Annotated in this window: 22 protein-coding genes; 9 read left to right on the top strand and 13 right to left on the bottom strand. The window is 64.8% G+C overall.

Annotated elements, in window-relative coordinates:
- Positions 1-17 precede the first annotated feature (17 nt).
- On the bottom strand, positions 18-995 hold the full coding sequence (locus tag AC5RWT_RS09345) for a LysR family transcriptional regulator (protein WP_494080018.1): 978 nt from the start codon (positions 993-995) through the stop codon (positions 18-20).
- Between the two features lie 74 nt (positions 996-1069).
- On the opposite strand from AC5RWT_RS09345, the gene AC5RWT_RS09340 reads away from it, so the two are divergent.
- Entirely contained in the window at positions 1070-2818 is a 1749-nt protein-coding gene (locus AC5RWT_RS09340) for an L-aspartate oxidase (RefSeq protein WP_494044031.1), read from the top strand.
- 520 nt (positions 2819-3338) lie between these two features.
- Here the strand turns inward: AC5RWT_RS09340 and AC5RWT_RS09335 are convergent.
- The gene (locus tag AC5RWT_RS09335; RefSeq protein ID WP_494080017.1) at positions 3339-4496 is read right to left on the bottom strand and encodes an ATP-dependent DNA ligase; all 1158 of its coding nucleotides are present in this window, start codon (positions 4494-4496) and stop codon (positions 3339-3341) included.
- Positions 4497-4946: 450 nt separating this feature from the next.
- On the opposite strand from AC5RWT_RS09335, the gene AC5RWT_RS09330 reads away from it, so the two are divergent.
- Together AC5RWT_RS09330 and AC5RWT_RS09325 are read left to right on the top strand one after the other, a co-directional pair.
- Positions 4947-5642, top strand: a complete 696-nt coding sequence (locus AC5RWT_RS09330) for a 4a-hydroxytetrahydrobiopterin dehydratase (protein ID WP_494080016.1) — start codon at positions 4947-4949, stop codon at positions 5640-5642.
- Positions 5643-5729: 87 nt separating this feature from the next.
- Positions 5730-6278 carry a PaaI family thioesterase gene (locus tag AC5RWT_RS09325; RefSeq protein ID WP_494080015.1) on the top strand — a complete coding sequence of 183 codons (549 nt, stop codon included), beginning with the start codon at positions 5730-5732 and terminating at the stop codon, positions 6276-6278.
- An 843-nt stretch (positions 6279-7121) separates the two neighbouring features.
- On the opposite strand, the gene AC5RWT_RS09320 is transcribed toward AC5RWT_RS09325, so the two are convergent.
- From AC5RWT_RS09320 to AC5RWT_RS09305, 4 genes are all read right to left on the bottom strand, one after another.
- Positions 7122-7418: a hypothetical protein gene (locus AC5RWT_RS09320; protein ID WP_494080014.1), complete on the bottom strand. Its 297-nt coding sequence runs from the start codon at positions 7416-7418 to the stop codon at positions 7122-7124.
- A gap of 802 nt (positions 7419-8220) precedes the next feature.
- Positions 8221-8394, bottom strand: a complete 174-nt coding sequence (locus AC5RWT_RS09315; protein ID WP_494080013.1) for a hypothetical protein — start codon at positions 8392-8394, stop codon at positions 8221-8223.
- A gap of 276 nt (positions 8395-8670) precedes the next feature.
- Positions 8671-9153, bottom strand: a complete 483-nt coding sequence (locus AC5RWT_RS09310; RefSeq protein ID WP_494080012.1) for an ATP-dependent DNA ligase — start codon at positions 9151-9153, stop codon at positions 8671-8673.
- Positions 9154-9496: 343 nt separating this feature from the next.
- Positions 9497-9691, bottom strand: coding sequence for a hypothetical protein (locus tag AC5RWT_RS09305; protein ID WP_494080011.1), 195 nt, complete (start codon positions 9689-9691; stop codon positions 9497-9499).
- 547 nt (positions 9692-10238) lie between these two features.
- Here AC5RWT_RS09305 and AC5RWT_RS09300 point away from each other — a divergent pair.
- From AC5RWT_RS09300 to AC5RWT_RS09285, 4 genes are all read left to right on the top strand, one after another.
- Positions 10239-10775 carry a hypothetical protein gene (locus AC5RWT_RS09300; RefSeq protein ID WP_494080010.1) on the top strand — a complete coding sequence of 179 codons (537 nt, stop codon included), beginning with the start codon at positions 10239-10241 and terminating at the stop codon, positions 10773-10775.
- A gap of 259 nt (positions 10776-11034) precedes the next feature.
- Positions 11035-11331: a hypothetical protein gene (locus AC5RWT_RS09295; RefSeq protein ID WP_494080009.1), complete on the top strand. Its 297-nt coding sequence runs from the start codon at positions 11035-11037 to the stop codon at positions 11329-11331.
- A 1354-nt stretch (positions 11332-12685) separates the two neighbouring features.
- Positions 12686-12976, top strand: coding sequence for a QcrA and Rieske domain-containing protein (locus tag AC5RWT_RS09290; protein WP_494080008.1), 291 nt, complete (start codon positions 12686-12688; stop codon positions 12974-12976).
- 72 nt (positions 12977-13048) lie between these two features.
- Positions 13049-13489 carry a Rieske (2Fe-2S) protein gene (locus AC5RWT_RS09285; protein ID WP_494080007.1) on the top strand — a complete coding sequence of 147 codons (441 nt, stop codon included), beginning with the start codon at positions 13049-13051 and terminating at the stop codon, positions 13487-13489.
- A gap of 5 nt (positions 13490-13494) precedes the next feature.
- Here AC5RWT_RS09285 and AC5RWT_RS09280 read toward each other — a convergent pair whose 3' ends face one another.
- From AC5RWT_RS09280 to AC5RWT_RS09270, 3 genes are all read right to left on the bottom strand, one after another.
- Positions 13495-15174 (bottom strand): thiamine pyrophosphate-binding protein, encoded by a 1680-nt coding sequence (locus AC5RWT_RS09280; protein WP_494080006.1) that lies wholly within the window; start codon positions 15172-15174, stop codon positions 13495-13497.
- Between the two features lie 74 nt (positions 15175-15248).
- Entirely contained in the window at positions 15249-16022 is a 774-nt protein-coding gene (locus AC5RWT_RS09275) for a cyclase family protein (protein WP_494080005.1), read from the bottom strand.
- A gap of 251 nt (positions 16023-16273) precedes the next feature.
- Positions 16274-17248, bottom strand: a complete 975-nt coding sequence (locus AC5RWT_RS09270; RefSeq protein WP_494080004.1) for an aldo/keto reductase — start codon at positions 17246-17248, stop codon at positions 16274-16276.
- 144 nt (positions 17249-17392) lie between these two features.
- On the opposite strand from AC5RWT_RS09270, the gene argG reads away from it, so the two are divergent.
- Positions 17393-18820: an argininosuccinate synthase gene (gene argG, locus AC5RWT_RS09265; RefSeq protein WP_494080003.1), complete on the top strand. Its 1428-nt coding sequence runs from the start codon at positions 17393-17395 to the stop codon at positions 18818-18820.
- Positions 18821-18976: 156 nt separating this feature from the next.
- Here argG and AC5RWT_RS09260 read toward each other — a convergent pair whose 3' ends face one another.
- Entirely contained in the window at positions 18977-19174 is a 198-nt protein-coding gene (locus tag AC5RWT_RS09260; RefSeq protein WP_494080048.1) for a DUF2255 family protein, read from the bottom strand.
- Between the two features lie 358 nt (positions 19175-19532).
- On the opposite strand from AC5RWT_RS09260, the gene AC5RWT_RS09255 reads away from it, so the two are divergent.
- The gene (locus AC5RWT_RS09255) at positions 19533-20111 is read left to right on the top strand and encodes a mismatch-specific DNA-glycosylase (protein ID WP_494080002.1); all 579 of its coding nucleotides are present in this window, start codon (positions 19533-19535) and stop codon (positions 20109-20111) included.
- A gap of 59 nt (positions 20112-20170) precedes the next feature.
- On the opposite strand, the gene AC5RWT_RS09250 is transcribed toward AC5RWT_RS09255, so the two are convergent.
- From AC5RWT_RS09250 to dxs, 3 genes are read right to left on the bottom strand one after another with little or no spacing between them, the layout of a single operon-like run.
- Positions 20171-20731 (bottom strand): hypothetical protein, encoded by a 561-nt coding sequence (locus tag AC5RWT_RS09250; protein WP_494080001.1) that lies wholly within the window; start codon positions 20729-20731, stop codon positions 20171-20173.
- Complete coding sequence (locus AC5RWT_RS09245; RefSeq protein ID WP_494080000.1) at positions 20728-21240, bottom strand: DUF402 domain-containing protein; 513 nt, start codon at positions 21238-21240, stop codon at positions 20728-20730. The genes AC5RWT_RS09250 and AC5RWT_RS09245 overlap by 4 nt, the downstream gene beginning before the upstream one ends.
- Before the next feature lie 35 nt (positions 21241-21275).
- Positions 21276-23261, bottom strand: coding sequence for a 1-deoxy-D-xylulose-5-phosphate synthase (dxs, locus tag AC5RWT_RS09240; RefSeq protein WP_494079999.1), 1986 nt, complete (start codon positions 23259-23261; stop codon positions 21276-21278).
- Between the last annotated feature and the right edge of the window lie 127 nt (positions 23262-23388).

Genomic DNA, 23388 nt, shown 5'->3' with positions numbered 1-23388 from the left:
TTCCGACGGGGAGGCCCTTACCGGTTTCGCGGTGCGGCTGTGACCAGGCGCGCAAGGTCCGTGCCGGGAGCGGTGAGCCGGTCCACGGTGTCGAAGACGAACTGTTGCATGGCCGCGGCCGCAGCTGAGGGTTCGACATCGGCGCGTCGGGCCAGATTGACGGTTCGGGTCAGTTGGGGACTCACCAGGCGCGTGCTTTGCAGCGCAGGACGGTCGATAACTACCATCGCGGGGACCACAGCCACTCCTAGTCCCCGTTCCGCGAATCGGAGCACGGCGTCCATCTCGGCGCCCTCGACGGCGATCGTCGGGGTTAGTCCGCTGGCGGAGAATGCGGCATCTGTGGCCAGGCGCAGGTCGTAGCTGCGGTTGAACGCGACCTGCGGGATCTGTGCCAGCTCCGCCAGTGTGATCTCAGTCGGTGTCGGGCTTTCGCCGCGTTTCTGCCGCACGGGTTTTGGCAGGGGTGAGCCTGCGGCGAAGATCACGACCAGTTCCTCGGAAAGCAGAGGGATCAGTTCAGTGCCCGGTACGGATGGTTCGGGCCCGCGGGTGACCATCAAGGCCAGGTCTAGTGCGTTCTCGTTCAGCGCGTCGACCAGGGAGCGTGAGCCTGCCTCGGTGATGTGCAGGTCCACTCCGGGGTGCGCAGTCCGGAAAGCCGCGAGTACGTCGGCGACCAGTGAGACGCAGAGGGTCGGCGGGGCACCGAGCCGGACGTGGCCGCGGCGCAGCCCAGCCAGTTCGCCCATCTGCTCGCGGGCTGAGCGCGCGTCCGCGAGCATTCGCCGGGCGATGGGCAACAGCACTTCGCCTGCGTCAGTCAACGTCACCCCGGTCGGTCCACGACGGAACAGTTTCGTGCCCAGGTCAGCCTCCAGTGCGGCGATTTGTCGGCTCAGCGAGGGCTGGGCAAGGAAGAGTTCTTCGGCAGCCCGGGTGAAGTGGCCTATCCGGGCGACGGCCTCAAAGGAAGATAGCTGATCGAATTTCATCATAGCCTTTCTGCATCAGCTTGAGTTGAACAATGCATTGGACTCATCTTAGCCGCCTTCCTAGCATGGTGGATATGAGCACACAGCACCCCTCTGAACGACTGATGTCCACCTCGGTCCTCGTCATCGGCACCGGCGGTGCCGGATTGCGGGCCTCGATCGAACTGGCCCAGCGCGGCGTCCAGGTGCTGGCGGTGGGCAAGCGGCGCAAGCACGACGCGCACACCACCTTGGCGGCCGGCGGGATCAACGCCGCTCTGGGCACAATGGACCCCGAGGACAGCTGGCAGCAGCACGCCGCCGACACCCTGCGCGAGTCCTATTTCCTCGCCGACCCGGCCATCGTGGAGACCGTGGCGCGCAACGCCGCCGGTGGTATTAAGGACTTGGAGAAGTGGGGGATGCCCTTCGCACGGGAGGAAGACGGGCGGATTTCCCAGCGCTTCTTCGGCGCCCATAAGTACCGCCGCACCGCCTACGCCGGCGACTACACCGGATTGGAAATCCAGCGCACCCTGATCCGCCGCGCGGCCGAGCTGGACGTGCAGATCATCGACAGCATTTACATCACCCGCCTCCTGGTGGCCGACGGCACGATCTTCGGCGCCTACGGATTCGACATTGTGGACGGCACGCCCGTGCAGATCCATGCCGATGCGGTGATCCTGGCCGCCGGCGGGCACACCCGCATCTGGCGCCATACCTCTTCCCGGCGGGATGAGAACACCGGGGACTCCTTCCGCCTGGCCGCTCTGGCCGGCGCCCGGATCCGGGACGCCGAACTCGTCCAGTTCCACCCCTCCGGACTGCTGGAGCCAGACGACGCCGCCGGCACCCTCGTCTCCGAGGCAGCGCGCGGCGAGGGCGGCATCCTCACGAACGCGCTGGGTGAGCGCTACATGGAGCGCTACGACCCCGAGCGCATGGAGCTCTCCACCCGCGACCGGGTTGCCCTGGCCGGGTACACCGAGATCGCCGCGGGCCGGGGAACCGAGAAGGGCGGCGTCTACCTGGACGTCTCCCATCTACCAAGGGAAGTCATCCTGCAGAAGCTGCCGCGCGTCTACCGCACCCTGATCGACCTGCAGATGCTGGACATCACCACAACGAAGATGGAGATCGCTCCGACCGCCCACTACTCCATGGGCGGAGTGTGGGTAGCCCCGGAAGACCACAGCACGGGCGTGGACGGGCTGTACGCGATCGGCGAAGCCTCCTCAGGCCTGCACGGCGCCAACCGCCTGGGCGGAAACTCGCTCATAGAGCTGCTCGTCTACGGACGCATCACCGGAGAGCACGCCGCCGAGTACGTCACCTCCCGCACCACTGTCCACCGGGACCCCTCCGCCGTCGGCCTGGCCCGCACCGAAATGCAGTCACTGCTCAGTGACCGCGGAACCGAATCAGCCCGGCGGCTGCAGCGTGAAGTGCGCAACCTGATGACCGAGCACGCCGGAGTCGTGCGCACCGAACAGGGCCTGCAGGAAGGCCTACGCAAACTGGCCACCCTGGAAGAACGCGCCCAACACATCACCGCACACCCCGACATCGCCGGGTTCGACGACCTCGCCCATGCCTACGACCTGCTGGGCTCGCTCCTCGCGACCCGCGCAACACTCGAATGCGCACTCGAGCGCCGTGAAACGCGCGGGTGCCACAACCGTGCGGACTTCCCTCACAAGGATCCGGCGCTGCAAGGCAACTTCGTCTGGTCGCCAGCTGACGGAGTCAGCTTCGAAGCCCTAACCCCTGCCCCGGACTCCTTCCGGTCCCTAGCCGAGAGCGACGCCGACGACTCGGTAGCCGGCAAGCTCGTGGAGTAACCCTGACCGGCGATCAAAGCCGAAGACTCGAGATGATCACAAACACCCCTCGGCCATCCATCCGCAACAACAACGGGACGAACGCCTAGAGACCGCATCTAGTTAATCCACACCGCGGAACAGCCAAGGCATATTGCCCGGCCCGGTGCATTCCCCAGCCCGAGCCCGGCCGGCGAGAGTTAGAGCGTGTTGCCGCGAGATTCACCGTCTTGGTTTTCCTCGACTCCCCACAAACGCCGATAACAGCGCAGTCGTCCTTAGTCGGCGACTAAGGACGACGCATTCGGACTCAACCACTCACCCGTCTGTTTCAAAAACGACTGAGCCTCCTGCGGACGGCTGAACTCTGCCGCGGCCCGATCTGCCAGGGACTGGGACGTTACTGCTGTGGTGATAACCGCATGAGTGCCCGGTACATCTGCCCTTTGCTCGGTGGTTCCGGGAGCGGTTGAGCCGAAGTAAAAGATCTCGGTAGTCATCGGGGCAGGTCAATCTCACGGCTGGCCATGGCCATTACTCTCTATCCGGCATTCCCGCATTTTGTATGGGGTGACCGATTCCGGATCCAGCTCCGGCCTGGCCCGCAGGAAGCGCACGGCGTGCCGGAAGGATGCCCCCCGGACATCGCGGTGTCGGCTGACACTTCGACGACGAGCGGTTCCACCAGGGTCAGCTCGGTTCCGCCGGCGTCGGCGTTAAACCGGTCCATGACCGTGGATTTCACCCGGTGCGGCCAGGGATGGCCCGGGTCGGCTGCCTTCAACTGAAACCCCAGCAGTTTCGCGGCCGCCGTTTTCAGCGGCGCGGAGCGCCCGACGATGCGCAGTTCCCCGTCAATGGGCAGTCCGGCTACGATGGCCTCGGGCCGGGCAAGGGGACCGATGACTGCCGCACATACAACGTCAACGGTGTCGCGGTGCTTGATTTTCAGCCATTGCCGCTGCCCTCCCACGTACGGTTGGCCGGCGCCTTTGATGACGAGTCCTTCGATGCCGGTAGCGGGCAGTTCTTCAAACCAGGTCGCTGCGGTGTCCGGGTCGCTGGTGCCCGGGGACAGTTCGAGGGTTTCGTCCCAGTCTTTGGCGAGCTCTTCAAACAGTGCCCGCCGGACCCGGAACGGCTCGTTGCGGATGTCGTGCCCGGCGACGGCGAGCAGGTCGAAGGCCACGAAGTGGGCCGGCACCCGGCGCACCAGCCCGGGCATCGCTTTCGCTGACGCGCCCAGGCGTTGCTGCAGGGCAGAGAAGTCCAGCCGCTCCCCCGACCAGATCACTGCCTCCCCATCGAGCAGGCAGCCGGGCGGCAACTGCTCCCCCGTCGCCTCGACCAGGTCCGGGAAGTACCGGGAGAGGTTCTTGCCTTGCCTGGACCAGATGGACGTCTCATCCCCGTCACGGCTGACGACCGCGCGATACCCGTCCCATTTGGGCTCGTACCACGCGCCTCCCGGCAGCGCGCCGGGGCCCGGCATCTTGTCCACTGCGCGGGCCAGCGCCACCTTGACCGGCGGGAGCAAACCGGCCGGCAGCCTCGCGTCCCATGACCCCACGATACAAGCGTCCTCCGGAAGCAGGCACGGTTCCCCGGTTTCGTCCCCGGCGCGGGCGACGGCCAGGATGATCAGCGGCCACGGACGCCGTCCAAGCCGGTGGATCCCCAGTTCGGCATTGCTGGCCAAACGGTCTCTTCGAGGGATTCCATCCAGTGATACCAGTCGCCGGTTAGGTCATCGGCGGGAAGACCGGGGACAGCGACGACTTCCCGGTGATCAGCGGTGATTGTGCGGGTCAGTGTTTCAACGCTCACGTCGAGTTGAAGTGGACCCGTGTCGGTGGGACCGAGCACCGTGGAGAGCCCTTACAAGCCGAACCGGCAGTTCTCTTGTCGTAGATGCATCGGACCGCATCGTGTGTCCTCAATGCCCTCGACGCCCCTCAACAACGCCTACGTGCGCATCGTCCAGCCAGCGATGGCCCGGTGGACCAAGAAGAGTGAATCACCATAACTACAGGCTAGGCTCCGGATATCGTGACAAAAGGACGCCCTGACCGAGCTGAATACCGGAACTTGCCTAAGTTCGGAGAGCCCGGCAGCACAGCCGACAACTCCAAACGCGAAGGAGAAAACTATGCCAGCAACCGATGTTCTGAACCAGGAGCAAATCCAAGCAAATCTGATCCAGTTGCCGGAATGGCGCTACGGTCTGGGTGCTTTGCGGACCGCATTTAGATGTGGATCATCCGCAGCTGCCTTGGACTTGCTTTCCACCATTGGTGGGCTGGCCCAGGAGTCCGGCCACCACCCTGATGTGGACTGGCGGTACGACACATTGTTCATCACGCTCACTTCGCACGACGCCGGAGACAGGGTGACGGCGCGTGACGTGACGCTGGCGCGCTCGATATCGAAGCAGGCCCGAGCCACCGATGTCATGCCTCTCCCGGAACTCTTGCGCACAGTGGAGATAGCCATCGACACCGATGCCCCGGAAGCCATTTCGGAAGTCTGGCGAACTGCACTGGGCTACAAGATGCAGGGAGACGGAAGCCTGACCGACCCCTATGGCAGGGGGCCGGCCATCTGGTTTCAAGAGTCCCAGAGTCCGAGTGTGAATCGTTTTCACCTGGACGTCACAGTCCCCTTCAGCGAAAGCGCCTCGACTCTCGATGCTCTGGCATGCGTTGGTGCGACACTCGATGATGAACACGCGCCCATGTGGGTAGTGGCCACTGATGCCCAAGGCAACCGGCTATGCATCAGCACTGAAGCCGGCCGCGGCGACTACGGGGTAAATCCACGCTATTCGGCCAGGGCCGCACCCTGACTTGCCGGCACCGGCAGCTTCGCGCCGCCGTCTGTCGCCCAACAACTCTTATCCAGAATTACTAGCGAAGATCCAGAGGTCCGACCCATGACAGAAACAGCAGACCAGGAACGCATGCAGATCAGCGAGCCAGGAACACGAGACCATGAAAGCTCACCTGTAGAGGAACTGGCGGTTCTCGACTACCTGAAGCACTTCATCAGCGATACCTTGCAACCGGGGCAGAGAACGCACCTGCGCTACCCGACGGCAATTTCAGAGCTGTTGGGCTTCACGATCCTCTCGGTCGGGGAAGGCACTGCCACACTTGCCACCGTTGCAGATGTAGAGAAGCACGGCAATCAGCAGGGCACCATCCACGGTGGGTTCCTCACTGAACTGGCTGATGCCGCGATCGGCACGGCGTGCTCAACCACAATACAAACCGGGGAATCCTTCACAAGCATGAACCTCAATGCAACCTTCCTGAGGCCAGCATGGTCCGGAGAGTTGATCGCCGCGGCATACCCAACACATGTGGGACGGACGGTCGTGCACTATGAATGCCAGGTCCGACGTGCGTCAGACGGCAAAACGGTGATGACGGCTGCCAGCAGCGTGATGATCCTGCGCGGAGATAAAGCCGTGGGCCGTTAGACATCTTCTTTAGATGGCGTTCAGGTCTCCTAACGCCCCGTCAGGCGCGTGGTCAAGCAGCCTCTCAGTTGCATTGGATGGGGACACGCGCCTGGTCAGTGAGGTTCAGGCTTGTCCTGAGGGCGAGTGCTCCACGCCGACGGAACTCCAAGGCGACCCTATCGATTCCTGCAGGCCCTTTGACCTCGATAGCCCGGCCCATTCGAGTTCCGTCCCTGCTGCTACATTCGAGCCGTCCCTCTACCATTCCACACGCATCGATGACCGCACCTTGGCCATCAGCGCCCTGTTAACTCCCGACACCATTACGCTCCGTGCTCTCACAAGCAACGGGAGCGTCTTTGGCAGAGGAACAAGTCGAGTTGAATTGGACCCGTGTCGGCGGGACAGAACGCTGCGGAGGGCCTTTAGAAGCCGACCCGGTAGTTCTCGCGTTGTAAACGCGGCGGACGCATCGTCCGCCCGCAACGCTCTCAACAAGGCATACGTGCGCATCGTCCGGCTGGCGTGGCCAGGTGGACCAAGAGGTGAATCACCATAACTACAAGCGCCGGATATCGTTACAATGGCACGTCTGACCGAGCTGGATACCGGAACCACCAAAATTCGGAGAGCCCGAATTCCGGCGGCTTCCAGATACTTTGGGGAGGCCATGTACAAAGTTGGCCGGAAGTAGCCCACCGCTCAACGAGAGCCCGTCACGAAAAGGCTGGCTGCCGCTACGGTGCAGAGCCCTCCAACCGCACCCAGGCCGATCAAGGCCTTTCGTTCAGGGCCGAGAGGCTCGCCTTCCTCCCTCGGGTGCGACATGGCATACATCGCCGGCCCCGCAATCATGTGGGCCTATTGGCCCGTCCGATCCGCCCTTGAGCCGTCCCCGTTCTTCCCGGACTGGCGCAGCATCACGAAGTTGGCCACGCTCGATGTGAGTGAAGTCAAAACCAGGACTACGTACAAAACCTGGATTCCGCCCTCCGTTTGCATGACCATCACGAACCAGGCCAGAGCCGACACGAACCACAGGACGACTGAGAACAGCAGGACGCGCGGGCTGGGCCTCGCCGGTTTGACCCCAGGTTCGGTCAGGCCCATCCGGTCTGTCATCCGCAACCAAGCGTTGCGCGGACCGTTGCCTGTCATGGCCTAACCATAGCTACTTGCCAAGGCCGCCGTAACAGCCCCCCGGATCCACTGCCGTGTCCGCACTGGCGCGGCAGCTGACCTTATGTACGACATTGCCGGAGCCTTAGTGTTTCAAAGAGCAGTTCAAGTGGGGAGATGAACGGGGAAACCGCCGATGAAGAAGACCCAGATCCGGATAGTCCTGGCTGTTCTGTACGCGGTGGCCACGATTATTGCGATCCTGACCGACAATGTGTGAGGACCCTGCTCGTTATCGGAGTGCCTACGCTTATCGTGACCTACTTTGCTGCAGGGGTCGGGTTCAAAGCATACGAGGAGCGTCAGAGGGACGCCCGAGATGGGGACCAAGCCAAGTAACCTGTGGGTGTGGCCCCGGTACGGGTGCCCCACAGCCCGCTCGTAGATGACCGCTTCGGACCGTACGGGGTCCGCGTCGATGACTCATGACCCGAGACCGGCGGCAAGGGGATGAAGGTTTCATCTGTCTCGTGTAGGGTCCTTTGTAGTTCCGGAGCTGTTGATGATGGTTTCCCCCAAACCTGTCTTGGTCCGGCCCGGAACCTTGGAAGGCTCTGGCCGCCCGCACACGTTCCCCCAACGATGCTCCACGCGGCCAGGGCCTTCCCCTTCAAACCGGTGCGTGATGGCCGGTTTATTTGTTCCAGAGGGTTTTACTGTGCCTGAGGCATGCCTCCTGTGGCGGCAGCAGGAGAGCTAATACTCCGAACGGACCGATGATCTAGGAGTTCCTTTTGGCCGGGACCAGAGTGTCATGGGAGTCGTTATCTACCGGTTTTCTTCAGCCTACCTGCGGGGTCACAGATTCCGGGTCCAGTTCCGGTCTGGCCCGGAGAAAGCGTACGGCGTGCCGGAAGGATATTCCGGTGATCGCGGTGTCGGCTGATACTTCGACGACGAGCGGCTCCACGAGGGTCAGCTCGGTTTCGCCGGCGTCGGCATTGAACCGGTCCATGGTCGTGGATTTCACCCGGTGGGTCAGGGATGATCCGGGCCGGCTGCCTTCAACTGGGATCCCAACAGTTCCGCGGCCGCCGGTTTCAACGGCGCAGAGCGTCCGACGATGCGCAGTTCCCCTTCGATAGGCAGCCCGGCGACGATGGCCTCGGGCCGCGTAAGCGGACCGATGACTGCCGCACAAACAACGTCAACAGTGTCGCGGTGCTTGATTTTTTGCCACTGCCGCTGTCCTCCCTCGTAAGGTTGGTCGGAACCTTTAATGACGAGCCCTTCAATGCCGGTGGCGGGCAGTTCTACGAACCAGGTGGCGGCGGTGTCCGGGTCGGCGGTGCCTGGGGATAATTCGAGGGTTTCGTCCCAGTCTTTGGCGAGCTTCGAGCAGTTGTCGCCGGACCCGCAACGGCTCGTTGCGGATGTCGTGCCCGGCGACGGCGAGCAGGTCGAAGGCCACGAAGTGGGCCGGCACCCGGCGCACCAGTCCGGGCATCGCTTTCGCTGAGGTGCTCAGACGTTGCTGCAGGGCAGAGAAGTCCAGCCGCTCCCCCGACCAGATCACGGCCTCCCCATCGAGCAGGCAGCCGGGCGGCAACTGCTCCCCCGTCGCCTCGACCAGGTCCGGGAAGTACCGGGAGAGGTTCTTGCCTTGCCGGGACCAGATGGACGTCTCATCCCCGTCACGGCTGACGACCGCGCGATACCCGTCCCATTTGGGCTCGTACCAGGTCCCGCCGGGCATCGCGTTGGGGCCGGGCATTTTTCCACTGCGCGGGCCAAGGCGACCTTCACTGGTGGGCGTAGTCCTGCCGCGAGCGTGCCATCCATGAGCCCACGATACGGTCTCCCCAAGCTTGCGCTGCGAGGATGAGTCCATGCAAGCAGCAGGCAATGATGCTCCTCATCATCGGTGTGGCTCTGAACATGGGCTCAGCCGTTTACAACATTGCGCGGCCACGGCGGGAAGGGGAACCGTTACGGCCCCAGCGGAAAGCGCTGCTTTCCCTGGGTTTGGTCGGTGTGCTCTGCATCGTCTGTGCGGCTGGTCGTTTCGTCGCTGTTGATCGTTGACCAATTCTTGATCGCCGTCTCTTGGTAAGAAATTAGGGCCGGTTTCTTTCGGCGCGGCTCTTGGCAATGCGCCACGCCACCAACATGAGTCCGCCGGCGACAAAAAATCCTGAAGAAATGAGCAGGCTGACGAGAAGGGGCTCACCGTTCGCCAGGCGCAGCACAGCGGTAGCAATACCGCCGACCATCCAAACAACAGCCAAGAGCAGCGCTTGTTTTTGCGTCAAAGCGCCGAACCTACCGATCGGCTCGTTCCCATGCGGGTAGCCTAGCGCCAAGCAGTCCATACCCTCATGAAAGCAGAGGGAACAGTGCGCATCTTTCCGTTGGATTTACGCCCCAACCGTCGGAGTCTTGCTTGTGTGGACCCTGGTCCTCGCAGCCCAGGGCAACGTCGGGTCATGGGCCACCGCGTTAGGTATGGTCCTTTTGCTGATCTCTTTGGCGGCTTTGGCCTCAGGCAGATCGTAAGAGGAAGAAGTAAACGAGGAGTGGCGGTGGCGCCCGCCCCGTTTGGAATGCGTAGATCATCAGCGGGCCGCTCTGCTGGCGCTACGCGACCCCGTCAAGCTTGATATGACACATTCTGTTCGCCGCTGGTGCTGTCGTCTGGATTAATGGCGTTTCTGGCCCGCCGGACTCGCATAACGAAGGAAGTCTCGCGCCTCAGCGGAGTATCCGAGAGCCATGCGAAGTACACCAGTGTTCAAACCGGGCGGCTCCAGCGGAGCGGCCATGTTTGGGCCTGTGTGTGGCTTGGGCGAAGATACGTCTATGGCCAGCCACGACAAGTACCGGCGACAGCCGGTTCAAGTGCGACTGGATGGAGTGACAGCACCGTCCAGCGAATCCGGCGTGTCGGCCTGGCGCTGGGCTGGTTGTGCGGCCGGCGCCGCGTGGTGCATCGGCGCCGTCTCGAACCACCTGGTGGCCGTAACGAACACCGGGTTCGGGGTCCTGGATTCCTACCGGTCCCTCCAATCCGGTTCGATCATGGGCATCGTCGTTTCGTTTGTTGTCTGGACGTCCCTGACGGTGGGTCTAGTGTGGCTGCTCGGCAGGCCGCGGCATGCTTCCCGAACCACAAGGGCCCTGGCTGCGTTCGGCGCTACGGCGCTGGCCTCGTGGTACCCGGCAGCGGTGGTCAGCGCAGCCGTGGGCCATGTCGTGGCAATCGAGGATGGATTCGTTTACCAGGATTGGCTTGCCCGCCCGCTGATGGGTGCCGGCGTGGCCGCGCTGGCGGCCGCCGCATTCGTGCAAGCCGTACGGTCACGGCTCGAGAAGAGACAGAACCAGAGGTCTGAATAAGGGGCCGTGTAGCTCCAGCGACGCGGCCATGGCTAAGCAGCTGCGGTCTAGGAAGTTATTGCTTCGCAACGTTCGACCTGCCTCATTCCTGTGGGACCACCGTTAGCGTGGGACAAACGTTGCTACACCGGAGACAGGGGCATGATGCGGACACTGACCAAACTGACAGCTGGCGCTGGCTGGCTGCACCAATGGACCGAGCACCGGGCCGGCTGTTTCCGCAGGTTCGACTCAGGCCGGTGCCAGCGATTCCAAGAACGTGCCGGTCCAATCATCAAACAAGCAGTTGCTCGCGGAAGAAGGCGAGTACAAATTCTATTCTTTGGTGCCCGTCAACCCCGAGGACGGCCGCCTGTGCGTAATCATCGCCTCTACGTCTGAAATAGGTACAGAAGCCAGGGGATGCAGCGCCCCCACCCCTTACGTAGCCACAGAACTTGATGGACCTGACGATCTTCTGGAGGCAAAGCTCGCACACAACGGCTACAACGCAAGCAAGGACCTAATCGAAGGCTGGCGCTACTTGCACAAGAACCTGCTGGTGCGGGGACTGTAGTAATCCCACTCAGCGGGGGTCGCATAGCGCCAGCGCAGCGGCGCCACGGTTGGGTGGTTTCATCGCCATGGGGTTCAGAAGTTATTGCTTCGCAACGTCGCAGTCCTCCAATGCGTTCAGTCCCAAGGTTAGCGTGAGACAAACGTCATTACAGATGGCAAGACAAGGACATCATGCGCACTTTGGCCAAACTCACAGCTGGTGTTGTCGTACTCCTGGCATTTGGCTGGCTGCAGCAGTGAGCCGAAGTATGGGGTATCTGCTCTGAAAGCTCCGGCAGGTTCGGCTGATGCCTTCCCCGGTGACGCCGAAGCCCTGGGCATAGCACGAGACACCACGCAGAGCGACTACGCGCTCTATGCAGCACGGTCAGATAAGCCGGCCGATTCCCCAGTGCGTTCAAAGAAACTGCCGGCCGACGGGGTGTGTTTGGTTGTTGTCCATTAACTGGAGGGAGAGCAGAGGTCCTCCAGTTGCAGCGGCAACGTCGCCCTAAGCCCTGTCGAAGCGGGAAGCATGGGTGTAAAGGCTAAGCTGACCACCGATGGTTATGACGCGAGTGAAGATCTAGCCGACGGATGGCGCCAGCCTCCCAAGAACCTGCTGGTACGTCCCTAATCCGCGGACTCCCTAGAAGTCCGCGGAGCACCAGCGGAGCGGCACAAGGACCAGCCGCTATACTCTGCCTCAAGTCTCCAAATGAGGACAGCTGGAAGGTAACGGGTACTCATGAAGCCCTGGGTTCATCCGCAGGTGAGGCGAAGCAGAATCTATTGGTCCATTCAGATAGTTGTGGGTACGGCCGCAATGATCCTAATACCCGTTCTCTTGCTGCCGAATCCAACTCAAGACCATGTCCTAATATCTGTAGCGGCAATCGTTCTATGCCCATCGGGGTCGCCATGGGCATAAGGGAGATCAGGAGATTGCCGTATGTGTACCGGTACGAAGACTCCAATTAGGAACAGTAGTACTCCTTTCGGCGATGCATGCCGATTGAGCAAGGCACCGGCATTGAACTTCCCGACCGACAAACGCGTCTTTATGGATGACGGCGGGGTACGCCGGGGCCGAGGCGCCTTCACATACTGCCCTCTTCACGGGCAGCAGCCCACTCTCCACGGAACATCCCGCCGTCACTAGTCAGGTTTCGGCAAGCTCCGTTTGGGAAGGTCGGCCCATGAGTCTTGATGCCAGTCCAAGCAGACGCTCGCTGCTCGGCGTTTCCGCGGCGGCCTGCTCTGCCTGTGTCCTGGCTGCCTGCGCCCCATCGACAGGCGGCAGCGGTCAATCCGCTACAGGGGACAGCGGCCAATCCGGAGGGCAGGCGCCGGTTGCTTCCGGCGGCACACCCGTGCAGGTCCTGAAGCTAGCGGATGTTGCTGTCGGCGACAGCGCCAGTGGCGAGGCCAACGGAAACAAAGTGCTGGTCTACCGCCTGGATGAGAAAACGGTGGAGGCATTCAGCGCCACCTGCACGCATCAAGGCTGCACGGTGGCGCCGGCCGCTGCCGAATTCCATTGCCCCTGCCATGGCTCTGTGTACAGTGCTCAGGACGGCTCGGTGATGGACGGGCCAGCAACGAGACCGCTGCAACGCTTTGCCGCCGCCATCGACGGCAACTGGATCACCGTCACCGTGTGAATGCTGTGCTGTTCCAGCGGCTCCTGCGGTTCGGTTAGAAAGATCCAAGGAACATCCGGAACAATAACGGACATGACTTCTTCCCTGCCGTCGCGCCGAGCCATACTGACCGTCACTACCGCCGCTGGTTCCGTGGGCGCGCTGACGGCTTGCTCCCCTTTTCAGGACTTCACCGGCGCGCAAGGCGCTCCCGCTGCGCCTGTCGCCACCGATGGCACACCGACCCGCGTCGGCAAGCTCAGCGACGTACCGGTTGGCGGAAGCGCCAGCGGTGAAGCTAATGGGCAGAAGATCCTCGTCTACCGTCCCGATGAGACGACGGTGCTTGCGTACAGCGCGGCGTGCACCCACCAAGGCTGCGCCGTGAACGCCACGGACAGCGAATTCGTCTGTCCGTGCCACAACTCCACCTTCGCGCTCGACGACGGCACGGTTACCGGCGGTCCTGCACCAGCGCCGCTCCCCCGGTACTCGGCCGCCATCGACGGCGACTGGATCACCGTCACCGTCTGAATCCGTCAGTGCCCCTTGAACGCCTCGGCCAGCCACCAGGAGCCGCCGTCGGAGGCGATCTTGGCGTCGATGACCAAGGGACGGGCGGACGAGGACGCCAGCCAGCCGGACACACCGGCGAGGTCATCCAGTGTCCGCACGGTAATTCCGTCGGCGCCGAAGCCGCGGGCAATCGCGGCGATGTCCGTGTCGGGGAAGGTGACCGTTGACAGGTCGACGGGGGCACCGCCGTCGTCGTTGTTGCCGAAGTGGTGCACTTCGGCGCTGTAGGCGGCGTCGTTATAGACGATCACCACCAGCGGCAGGCCGAGCCGCACGGCGGTCTCCAGCTCCGCAATGGACATCAGGAAGCCGCCGTCGCCGGTGCCGAGGACGGGCAGCCTGTCCGGCCGGGCCAGCGCGGCGCCAATCGAGGTGGCCAGGCCTAGGCCGATGGACTGGAACGCCTGGGTGAAGCAGAAGCCGAACTCGTCGGGCACGTCCAGGTACTGGCTGGGATAGCCCATGAAGTTGCCGGAATCGATGGAAACGATGCGGTCGGCCGGCAGCAGTTGGTCCAGCCGGGCGGTCAGCAGCCGCGGGTCGATCCGGTCCTCGGTCGACAGGTCCGCGACGGGAACATCCTGCCAGCGGACGCCGGCGCGGATGCGCTCCCGGACCGGCCCGGTCCGGTACTTGGCGGCAGCGGGGCCCCGTCCGCGAAGGATGCCCAGCACGGCATCGGCCGTCTGCCCGCTGTCCCCCAGGACGCCGAGATCCACCGGCCGGTTGGCACCGAGCGCGGAGTCCTCCACGTCCACCTGAGCCACCCTGGCGCCGGGACCGATCAAGGCGCCCTGGCGCATGGTCCACATGTTCAGCGTGCAGCCGAAACCAACAATCAGGTCGGCGTCCGAAATCAGCTCCGCGGCCACCGGGGAGGAGAAGCCGCCGGAGATGCCCAGCGAGAACGCCTCGCAGTTGAACAATCCCTTGGCCACGGCAGACGTCGCCAGCAGCGCGCCGGCATGGGCCGCCAGTGCCCGCAGCTGGTCGCCAGCCTCGCGCGCACCGCGACCAGCCACGAAGACCGGCCGTTCCGCGGCGGCGACCAGGTCGGCGAGGGCTTCGGCGGCGGCAGGCGCCGGCCGAACCGGTTGCAGGGCGGGGACGGTGCCGGCCGGGACGGCCTCCGCGGCTGCAGGTGCCGGCTGGGCCTGCACGTCCAGCGGCAGGTTCAGCACCACGGTGCGGCGTTCATTCACGGCCGTGCGGTAGGCCCGGACAGTGTCCGCGACGGCGCTGGCCGCTGAGTGTACCCGCTCGGATACCGCGCCCACGCTGCGGGCAAAGCCCGGCTGGTCCATGGCGAAGTTGGAGCGGACCGCTGAACCGGCGGTTTCGGCGGCCAACACCAGCATCGGGGTGCGGGACTTAGCCGCCTCGCCGATGCCGGTGGCGGCGTTGGTCAACCCGCAGCCTTGGTGCACGGAAACGATGCCGAGCCTGCCGGACATTCTGGAGTACGCGTCCGCCATGGAGGCGGCCCCGCCTTCATGCCGGCTGGCGGTGAACGGCACGCCGGCGGCCTTGAGCGCATTAGTGACCGCGAAATTGCCGCTCCCCACCACGCCGAAGGCGTGTCCGGCGCCGATCCCGGCCAAGGTCTGGCCGATTAGCTCGGCGATAGTGGGGGGCGCGTGCATGCGGGCACTCTCTTTCGGGATACGTGAAGCTGAAGGCGGAACGTGGGTTGGGCGAAAGGCGGAACTGCCTGCCCTTAACGCTCGACCATGGCGAAGATGCGGGCGGGACTGCCCGTGCCGCCGACGATCGGCAGCGGCGCCACCACGATCACGGCGCCGGTGGTGGGCAGCTGCGCCAGGTTCTGCAACGAGGTGATGCCGTACTTGTTGTTGCCCATCAGGTAGTGGTGCATTGGGAAGATCGGATCCAGCGCACCGGCATTGCCGGCATCGATGCCGACCGTCTCCACGCCAACACCGGAAATCTTCGTCTCCTCGGCCAGCCACCGCGCGCACTCAACGGTGAACCCCGGGGTGTGGGAACCGGCGTCGTCCGTGTTGAGGAACTGCTCCTGGTCCTGGGCATAGGCATCCCAGCCGGTGCGGAAGAGTACCCACGCGTTATCCGGGATGGCGCCGTGCTGCTCTTCCCACGCCTGGACGTGGTGGACGTCCAGCAGGAAGTCCGGGTCCGCGGCGGCTTCGGCGGAGAAATCAAGCACGACGGCGGGGCCCACCAGCCGTGGCAACGGCAACTGGGCCACGTCGTCGCCCTCGCGGCCGGTGGCCCAGTGGATGGGCGCATCGATGTGCGTGCCGATGTGCTCGCCGGTGTGAATGTTCTGGTGCTTCCACATGGGGCCGCGGTCGTCATACGCCGCGATCTCCTCGAGGCTGAAGTCAATCAGGTTGGCGAACGGGTCCGGCAGCCGCAGCGTGGGCGTCTGGGCGGAGAGCTTGTTGGTCAGGTCGATCAGCTCGATACGTCCGGTGGACAGGGAAGCGAGCAGGTCGGTCAGTTGGCTCATGGACTTCACTTTCGTCACGGCAGACACCCTTGGACGACGCACGCGCTGCTGAGTGCGTTGAACGGTCGGTCATGCAACGGTAGGTCGGCGCCCGCGACTTTGCGGCCGCCGTTGGACCCATCTTGCCCTGCCCGGGCGGCCGGTGCTTGTGTTACGCCCGTCATGCTGCGGGTGGCGTAACACAAGGAGGCATCAGTAAGTTTGGTGCCGACCCGCTCCAGCCGCTCCTGCCGCTCCAGCGGCAGCGGCTGTTAGAACAGGGCGGCCTTGGGCACGGTGGGGAAAATCCCGTCCAGCTCGGCGAGGTCTTCGTCCGTGGGCTGCCAGCCTGCCGATTCGGCGTTCTGCCGGATCTGCTCCGGTTTGGTGGCACCGGCGATGACCGACGCCACGGAGGGACGGGAGGCCAGCCAAGAGAACGCCACCTCGATCTCCTGCAGCCCGCGGTCGGCGGCAAAGCGTGAGAACGCGCCCAGCTGCTCCCAGTCGGCATCCTTGAGCAGGTTGGTGCGCGAGTGCGTCAGCCGGCTGCCCTCCGGCGCCTTCCCGTCCTTGTACTTGCCCGTCAGCAGACCGTTGGCCAGCGGGAAGTACGGCAGCACGCCCAGTCCGTACGCTTCGGCAGCGGGCGTGACTTCGAGTTCCGCCCGGCGGTCCAGCAGGTTGTAATGGTTCTGGCTGGAGACAAACGGCGTGTAGCCACCCATCCGGGCCGTGAACTCGGCCTCGGCGATCTGCCAGCCGGCGCGGTTGGAATGGCCGATGTAGCGCACCTTGCCGGCGCGGACCAGGTCATCCAAGGCGGACAAGGTCTCCTCGATCGGCGTCAGCGGGTCCGGCGTATGGAACTGGTAGAGGTCGATCCAGTCCGTGCCCAGCCGGCGCAGGGACGCTTCGGCGGCCTTGACGATGTAGCGCCGAGAGCCGCGTGCGCCGAAGTCCTCGCCGTTGGCACCGCGCATGTCCATTCCGAACTTGGTGGCCACCACCACGTCGTCGCGGCGGGCGCCTAGCGCCTTGCCCAAGAATTCCTCGCTCAGACCGGGGGTCTTCCCATAGGTGTCGGCGACATCGAAAAGGGTCACACCGGCGTCGAGCGCGGCGTTGACCACGGCGTCCGTGCCCTCTTGGGTCTCGGTGGGAGTGTTCGAGCGGCCCAGGTTGTTGCAGCCGAGCCCCACGGCGGAGACGGTCAGTCCGGACTTGCCAAGACGGCGGTATTCCATCGATACATCCTTCTCCCTTGAGGTTTATGGCCCGCCTCAAATCCTACCCGGGGAGCGCGTGCCAGTGATTTCCGGCACGTCACGCAGGCGCCGTCGGCGTTGCCGCTTCTGCCTTTAGGTACCGCTGCACATATGATCGAAACCATGGCCAAAGTTCTGACTTCCCTTCCCGTCGGCGAACGCGTCGGCATCGCCTTCTCTGGTGGACTTGATACGTCCGTTGCGGTTGCGTGGATGCGCGACGGCGGAGCCGTGCCCTGCACCTACACGGCCGACCTCGGCCAGTACGACGAGCCCGACATTGACGCGGTGCCCGGCCGCGCCGCCGAGTACGGTGCCGATATCTCCCGCTTGGTGGATTGCAAGCCGGCGTTGGTTGAGGAAGGCTTGGCCGCGTTGGCCTGCGGCGCCTTCCACATCCGCAGCGGCGGACGCTCCTACTTCAACACCACCCCGCTGGGCCGTGCCGTGACCGGCACGCTGCTGGTGCGCGCGATGCGTGAAGACGGCGTGGATATCTGGGGCGACGGCTCCACCTACAAGGGCAACGACATCGAGCGCTTCTACCGCTACGGCCTGCTGGCCCACCCGCGGCTGCGCATCTACAAGCCGTGGTTGGACCCGCACTTCGTCTCCGAACTGGGCGGCCGCCAGGAGATGTCCGAGTGGCTGACCGCGCACAACTTCCCGTACCGCGACTCCGCCGAAAAGGCGTACAGCACCGACGCCAACATCTGGGGCGCCACGCACGAGGCCAAGACCTTGGAGCATTTGGGCACCAGCCTGGAAGCAGTCGAGCCAATCATGGGCGTGGCATTCTGGCGCGAAGACGTCGAGATCGCCACTGAAGACGTTTCCATTCGCTTCGAGGCTGGCCGCCCGGTGGCCATCAACGGCACCGAGTTCGCCGACGCCGTCGCCCTGGTCAACGAGGCCAACCTCATCGGCGGCCGGCACGGCCTGGGCATGTCCGACCAGATCGAGAACCGGATCATCGAGGCCAAGTCTCGCGGCATCTACGAAGCGCCGGGCATGGCGCTGCTGCACATCGCCTACGAGCGGCTGCTCAATGCCATCCACAACGAAGACACCGTGGCGAACTATCACGCGGAAGGCCGCCGCCTGGGCCGCCTGATGTACGAGGGCCGCTGGCTGGACCCGCAGGCGCTGATGCTGCGCGAATCACTGCAGAAGTGGGTGGGCTCCGCGGTCACCGGCGAGGTCACCCTGCGCCTGCGCCGCGGCGAGGACTACACCATTCTGGACACCACCGGGCCTTCGCTCAGCTACCACCCGGACAAGCTGTCCATGGAGCGCGTCGGCGACGCCGCCTTCGGCCCGCTGGACCGCATCGGCCAGCTGACCATGCGCAACTTGGACATCGCCGATTCCCGTTCCCGGCTGGAGCAGTACGCCGCGCTGGGGCTGGTGGGCGGACCGACCGCCGAACTGGTCGGCGCGCTGGAGGCCGGTGGGGCCAGCGAGATCGCGGACACCGCCGCGCTGGACGCGGCCGGCCGTGCAGCCGACGAGGCGCTGGACCGCGCAGCGTTCGACGCCGGAACCGACTAACCCAGCTGGTCCTGACTGTAGGACCGCAGCCGAGGCCCGGTGCCCCTCTTCGTGGGGTGCCGGGCCTTTGGCTTACCTACCTCAGCGGGGGTCGATGCGCAGGGTGGCGGCACGGACCCGGTCAGTGAGCATGGGCGGCAGATATGGGCTGTCCGCCTACTTAGCCCGGTAGGCGTCATCGATCCGATCGTTCAGCGCTTGGTCCTCATCGGTGGGGATGAACGCGACGTCACGTCGGATGCCGCCGGCCATGATGCGGCCGGCGCGCAGCGACGCGGCCGAGCCGTACCAGCGGGATGAGGTGCCGTTGTAGGCGCGGACGTACACAGAGCCATCGACGACGACTGACCAGATCCAGGTCGGGGTGCCGTACGTGGTTCCGTCCGCGCGGAACGGGGAGATGAAATTCGTCGGTGGAGCCGATACTCCGCAGCTCCTCGGGAGTCCAATTGGTCATACCACCAGTTAACGTGCATCTTCTTCAGTGTGGGAGTCCCTGCCCATAGGTGTACTTGCAGGGACTCTCGGCCCCTCCATTGCCGCCGACAATCTCGGCTCGCGCAGCCCCCTGATCGCAGCCGCCGTGTTCGCCTCCTACATGACCCCGAGTTTCCTTGGCGGCTTCGTCGCCGGACGCTTTACACCAGCCACAGCAACGCAGCCGGCCGCTAGGACTGGGCGCCTTGGCCCGCCCGTGTGAAAGAGTGATTGGATGGCCTTCACCAGGACTGAACTGCTCACGTTCCAGGACGCACTCGTCCCCGATCTCCTAGGCCCCGGGCTGCGCCTGCTGTTCGTGGGCATCAACCCCGGCCTGTGGTCGGCCGCCACCGGCTCGCACTTCGCCCGGCCCGGCAACCGGTTCTATCCTGCCCTCGCCGCCGCCGGCATCACCGACCACCTGATCCGCGCCGGCGACGGGATGACGGAGGAGGACCGCGAGCATCTGATCGCCCGCGGCGTGGGCATCACCAATATTGTCCCGCGGGCCACGGCTAGGGCGGACGAATTGGGGCCCGACGAACTGCGGGCGGGTGCACTGCGGCTCGAGGAGTTGATCGAAGCGCTCGGCCCGCGGGTGGTGGCGGTGGCAGGGATCAGTGCCTACCGGGTGGGCTTTGGGCGGCCGAAGGCCCAGCTGGGCCGCCAGCCGGAAAGCATTGGCGGAGCCGAGCTCTGGGCGGTGCCGAACCCCAGTGGCCTCAATGCCCACCATAACGTCGCCAGTCTGGCCGCGGCCTACCGCCAGGTGGCGCTGGCCGCCGGCATTGTTCCGGCAGATCCGAAATAGCGCCGCCCGGCAAGTTGGCCAGTGCCCGCGTCAGCCCGGCTAGGCGCCAGCAGCCCGCGTCAGTCCAGGCTGAAGGCTGTCTTGGCCGGCAGCGGATGCTTTTGCTTCACGGCCGCCAGGTTGTCGTGGGGCGCGACGCCGATGCAGAGCTTGGTGTAGTCCAGCTTGGCTTCACGGAGGCAGACTTTGAGGCCCGCCACGGCCTTGGCCGCGTCGGGGGCCATGACATAGATGTTGAGCTTGTGCGGGACGAACTCGGTCTTTTCCACGGTGCCGAGCCCGCGCCAAGCGAAGTACTCCGTGATGGTGCGCTTGGCCTTGTCCTCCAGGTAGCGATCGCGGTCGCCGCCGGCTGCGGTCTTCAGAGCGTACTGAGCCACCACCCAAGACTGCTCCCCCGGCGCAAGCTCTGCGTAACCGTCCTCGGCACATTGGGCGGCAAAGGCGTCCATCAGTGATTCGGCGGCCTCCGCCGTGACGTTCTTGGTGTCCTGTGCGGTGCTCTGGTGCCCGACCGTCCCGTGGTTGACCACGAACTGGCCGTAGTCTTCGTCGAACCAGGCCTCCCGGAAGACCAGCCCGCCGTCGTCGTTCTTCTTGTAGACCCGAAGGAAACTCATGTCCGTCCTTTGTTAAACCACGTCAGGGCCGTTCCGTCGAACGGCGCGGCTTGTGCCAATACTTGCTCGTAGAGCGCGCGGCAGCTGGCCTGCATCCGTGCGGCCAGCGCTTCCGGATAGTCCATCGTCACGCGGTGTTCGGCGAATTCGTCCTCGTCGTCGATGTACACGCGGCCGCCGGCGGTCCGGATCACGTCAAGGTCCATGTCCGTGAGCTGGACTTCCCAGCCGGCCGGAAGGAGCGGATCCACCCGGATGCCGGTGGCCAGGTCAATGTAGATGCGGAAGTCGCCGGGGTAGGTCTCGTCGTAGAACGTTGCCACGTAGTCGCCCTCGCGGGGCAGGAACTGCACGGCGTCGGAGGCGGCGAAAAAGGCGACTCCGGGCCGGGCCACCAGGGAGCCGGCGGGCTGGAAGATCCAGTCGCCGAAATTGTCCGCCCCCAGGTAGGTGCCGGGCACCAGCCAGTGGGCACCGCCGTCGTACTTCCAGTTGCGAAACACCACCATCTCGCCAGGCTGAGCCTGGGCCGGGATGCGCCCGGTCACTGGATCTTGGGAATCTGGCCGGTCGGCAATTCCTGACCGGGCAGCGGGCGGGCGAACGGCACCTTGGTACCCAGCACCTGCGCGACGGTGTCCTGGGCAACCTGCTGCGCGGTCAGGCCGACGCGTTCCAGCACCTCGGCGCGGGTGCCGTGGGCCAGGAACTCGACCGGCAGCCCCACTTCGTTCAGCGCCGTGTCCACGCCGGCCGCCCGCATTTCCTGGCGGATCCGGGAACCTACCCCGCCGGCGCGCACGCCGTCTTCAATCACGACGACGATCCGGTGCCGGGCGGCAAGTCCAATCAGAGACGGCGCTACCGGCAGCACCCAGCGGGGGTCCACCACGGTGGAGCTGATGCCCTGAGCGCCCAGGCGATTGGAGACATCCAGCGCCAGTTCGCTCATGGCGCCCACGCTAACGATCAGCACGTCGTTGTCCATCGGCAGGCTGCCGTCGGATGGCCGGCGGGCGAGGACGTCCACGCCGTCCTTGAGCCGCTCGATGGCCTCCACGTCCGGGCCCACGGATCCCTTGGAGAACCGGACCACCGTGGGCGCGTCGCTGACGGCCACCGCCTCGCGCAGTTCTTCCTTCAGCCGGGCAGCGTCCCGCGGCGCGGCCAGATGCAGGCCGGGCACAATCTGCAGCAGCGCCATGTCCCACATGCCGTGGTGGCTGGGCCCGTCCGGCCCGGTGACCCCGGCACGGTCCAGCACCACGGTGACGCCGGCCTTGTGCAGCGCCACGTCCATCAGCAGCTGGTCGAAGGCGCGGTTCAGGAAGGTGGCGTAGAGGGCCACCACCGGATGCAGCCCGCCGTAGGCCATTCCGGCGGCGCTGGTCAGCGCATGCTGCTCCGCAATCCCGACGTCGAAGACGCGCTCCGGATGCTTGGACGCGAACTTCTGCAGGCCCACCGGAATCAGCATGGCTCCGGTGATGCCGACGATGTCCCGGCGTTCGTCGGCAATGTCGGCGATCTCGTCCGCGAAGACGGAGGTCCACGACTTCCGGCCGCCGAATTCAACCGGCTCGCCGGTCTCCGGATCGATCACGCCCACGGCGTGGAACTGGTCCGCCTCGTGGGCGCGGGCTGGCGCATAGCCGCGGCCCTTCTCGGTCATCGCGTGGACAATCACCGGACCGCTGTAGTTCTTGGCCTGTGACAGTGCCGCCTCGACGGCCTCCAGGTCGTGCCCGTCGATGGGGCCGATGTACTTCATGCCGAGGTCTTCGAACAGGCCCTGCGGCGCCCACCAGTCCTTGATGCCCTTCTTGGTGGCGTGCAGGCTCTTGTACGCGAACTGGCCCACCGGCCCGCCCGACTGCAGCTTCTGTTTCCACCAGTTGAGCGTGCCTTCGTAGGCGCGGTGGGTGCGGACCCTGTCGATGGTGGTCCGGCGCAGGGCGGCCAGCTGGTCGGCCAGTCCCCCGATGGTCGGCGCGTAGGAGCGGCCGTTGTCATTGACCACGATCACCACGCGCCGGTCCCGGTCCGCGGCGATGTTGTTCACGGCTTCCCAGGCCATGCCGCCGGTCAGGGCGCCGTCGCCCACCACGGCGACGACGTAGCGGTCACCTTCGCCGGTCAGCTGGCGGGCACGGGAAATTCCGTCTGCCCAAGACAACGACGACGACGCGTGCGAGCTTTCCACGATGTCATGGGCTGACTCAGCGCGGTCCGGGTAGCCTGCGAGGCCGTCCTGCTGCCGCAGCGTCCCAAAGTCCTGCCGTCCGGTGACCAACTTGTGCACGTAGGACTGGTGGCCGGTGTCAAAAACGATGCTGTCGTGCGGGGAGTTAAACACCCGGTGGATGCCCAGGGTCAGCTCGACCACACCAAGGTTCGGGCCCAGATGCCCGCCGGTCTGTGCGACGTTGGTGATCAGGAACTGGCGGATCTCCTGGGCCAGGTCCTGCAACTGGACCAAGTCGATCCGGCGGAGGTCGCGCGGCTCGCGGATGGTCTCGAGCAATCCCACAGAGCAGGTCCTTTCCTTCACAAAGCGTCGGTTTATCTTACCGCCATCCATCCGTCACCTCGCGTTCCGCCGGTGCGAGGGTGCACACACGGATGCCGGGCTGCGCCACGGTTGGATTGCCCGCTGG

It is taken from the genome of Arthrobacter sp. Dra40 (assembly GCF_059091905.1).
This window is presented reverse-complemented; position numbering and strand designations above follow the sequence as displayed.

Coding starts and splice junctions, on each gene's coding strand:
- AC5RWT_RS09345 (WP_494080018.1), bottom strand. CDS start 995: ATGAAATTCGATCAGCTATCTTCCTTTGAGGCCGTCGCCCGGATAGGC.
- AC5RWT_RS09340 (WP_494044031.1), top strand. CDS start 1,070: ATGAGCACACAGCACCCCTCTGAACGACTGATGTCCACCTCGGTCCTC.
- AC5RWT_RS09330 (WP_494080016.1), top strand. CDS start 4,947: ATGCCAGCAACCGATGTTCTGAACCAGGAGCAAATCCAAGCAAATCTG.
- AC5RWT_RS09325 (WP_494080015.1), top strand. CDS start 5,730: ATGACAGAAACAGCAGACCAGGAACGCATGCAGATCAGCGAGCCAGGA.
- AC5RWT_RS09320 (WP_494080014.1), bottom strand. CDS start 7,418: ATGACAGGCAACGGTCCGCGCAACGCTTGGTTGCGGATGACAGACCGG.
- AC5RWT_RS09315 (WP_494080013.1), bottom strand. CDS start 8,394: ATGGACCGGTTCAATGCCGACGCCGGCGAAACCGAGCTGACCCTCGTG.
- AC5RWT_RS09310 (WP_494080012.1), bottom strand. CDS start 9,153: ATGCCCGGCCCCAACGCGATGCCCGGCGGGACCTGGTACGAGCCCAAA.
- AC5RWT_RS09300 (WP_494080010.1), top strand. CDS start 10,239: ATGGCCAGCCACGACAAGTACCGGCGACAGCCGGTTCAAGTGCGACTG.
- AC5RWT_RS09285 (WP_494080007.1), top strand. CDS start 13,049: ATGACTTCTTCCCTGCCGTCGCGCCGAGCCATACTGACCGTCACTACC.
- AC5RWT_RS09280 (WP_494080006.1), bottom strand. CDS start 15,174: ATGCACGCGCCCCCCACTATCGCCGAGCTAATCGGCCAGACCTTGGCC.
- AC5RWT_RS09275 (WP_494080005.1), bottom strand. CDS start 16,022: ATGAGCCAACTGACCGACCTGCTCGCTTCCCTGTCCACCGGACGTATC.
- AC5RWT_RS09270 (WP_494080004.1), bottom strand. CDS start 17,248: ATGGAATACCGCCGTCTTGGCAAGTCCGGACTGACCGTCTCCGCCGTG.
- argG (WP_494080003.1), top strand. CDS start 17,393: ATGGCCAAAGTTCTGACTTCCCTTCCCGTCGGCGAACGCGTCGGCATC.
- AC5RWT_RS09255 (WP_494080002.1), top strand. CDS start 19,533: ATGGCCTTCACCAGGACTGAACTGCTCACGTTCCAGGACGCACTCGTC.
- AC5RWT_RS09250 (WP_494080001.1), bottom strand. CDS start 20,731: ATGAGTTTCCTTCGGGTCTACAAGAAGAACGACGACGGCGGGCTGGTC.
- AC5RWT_RS09245 (WP_494080000.1), bottom strand. CDS start 21,240: ATGGTGGTGTTTCGCAACTGGAAGTACGACGGCGGTGCCCACTGGCTG.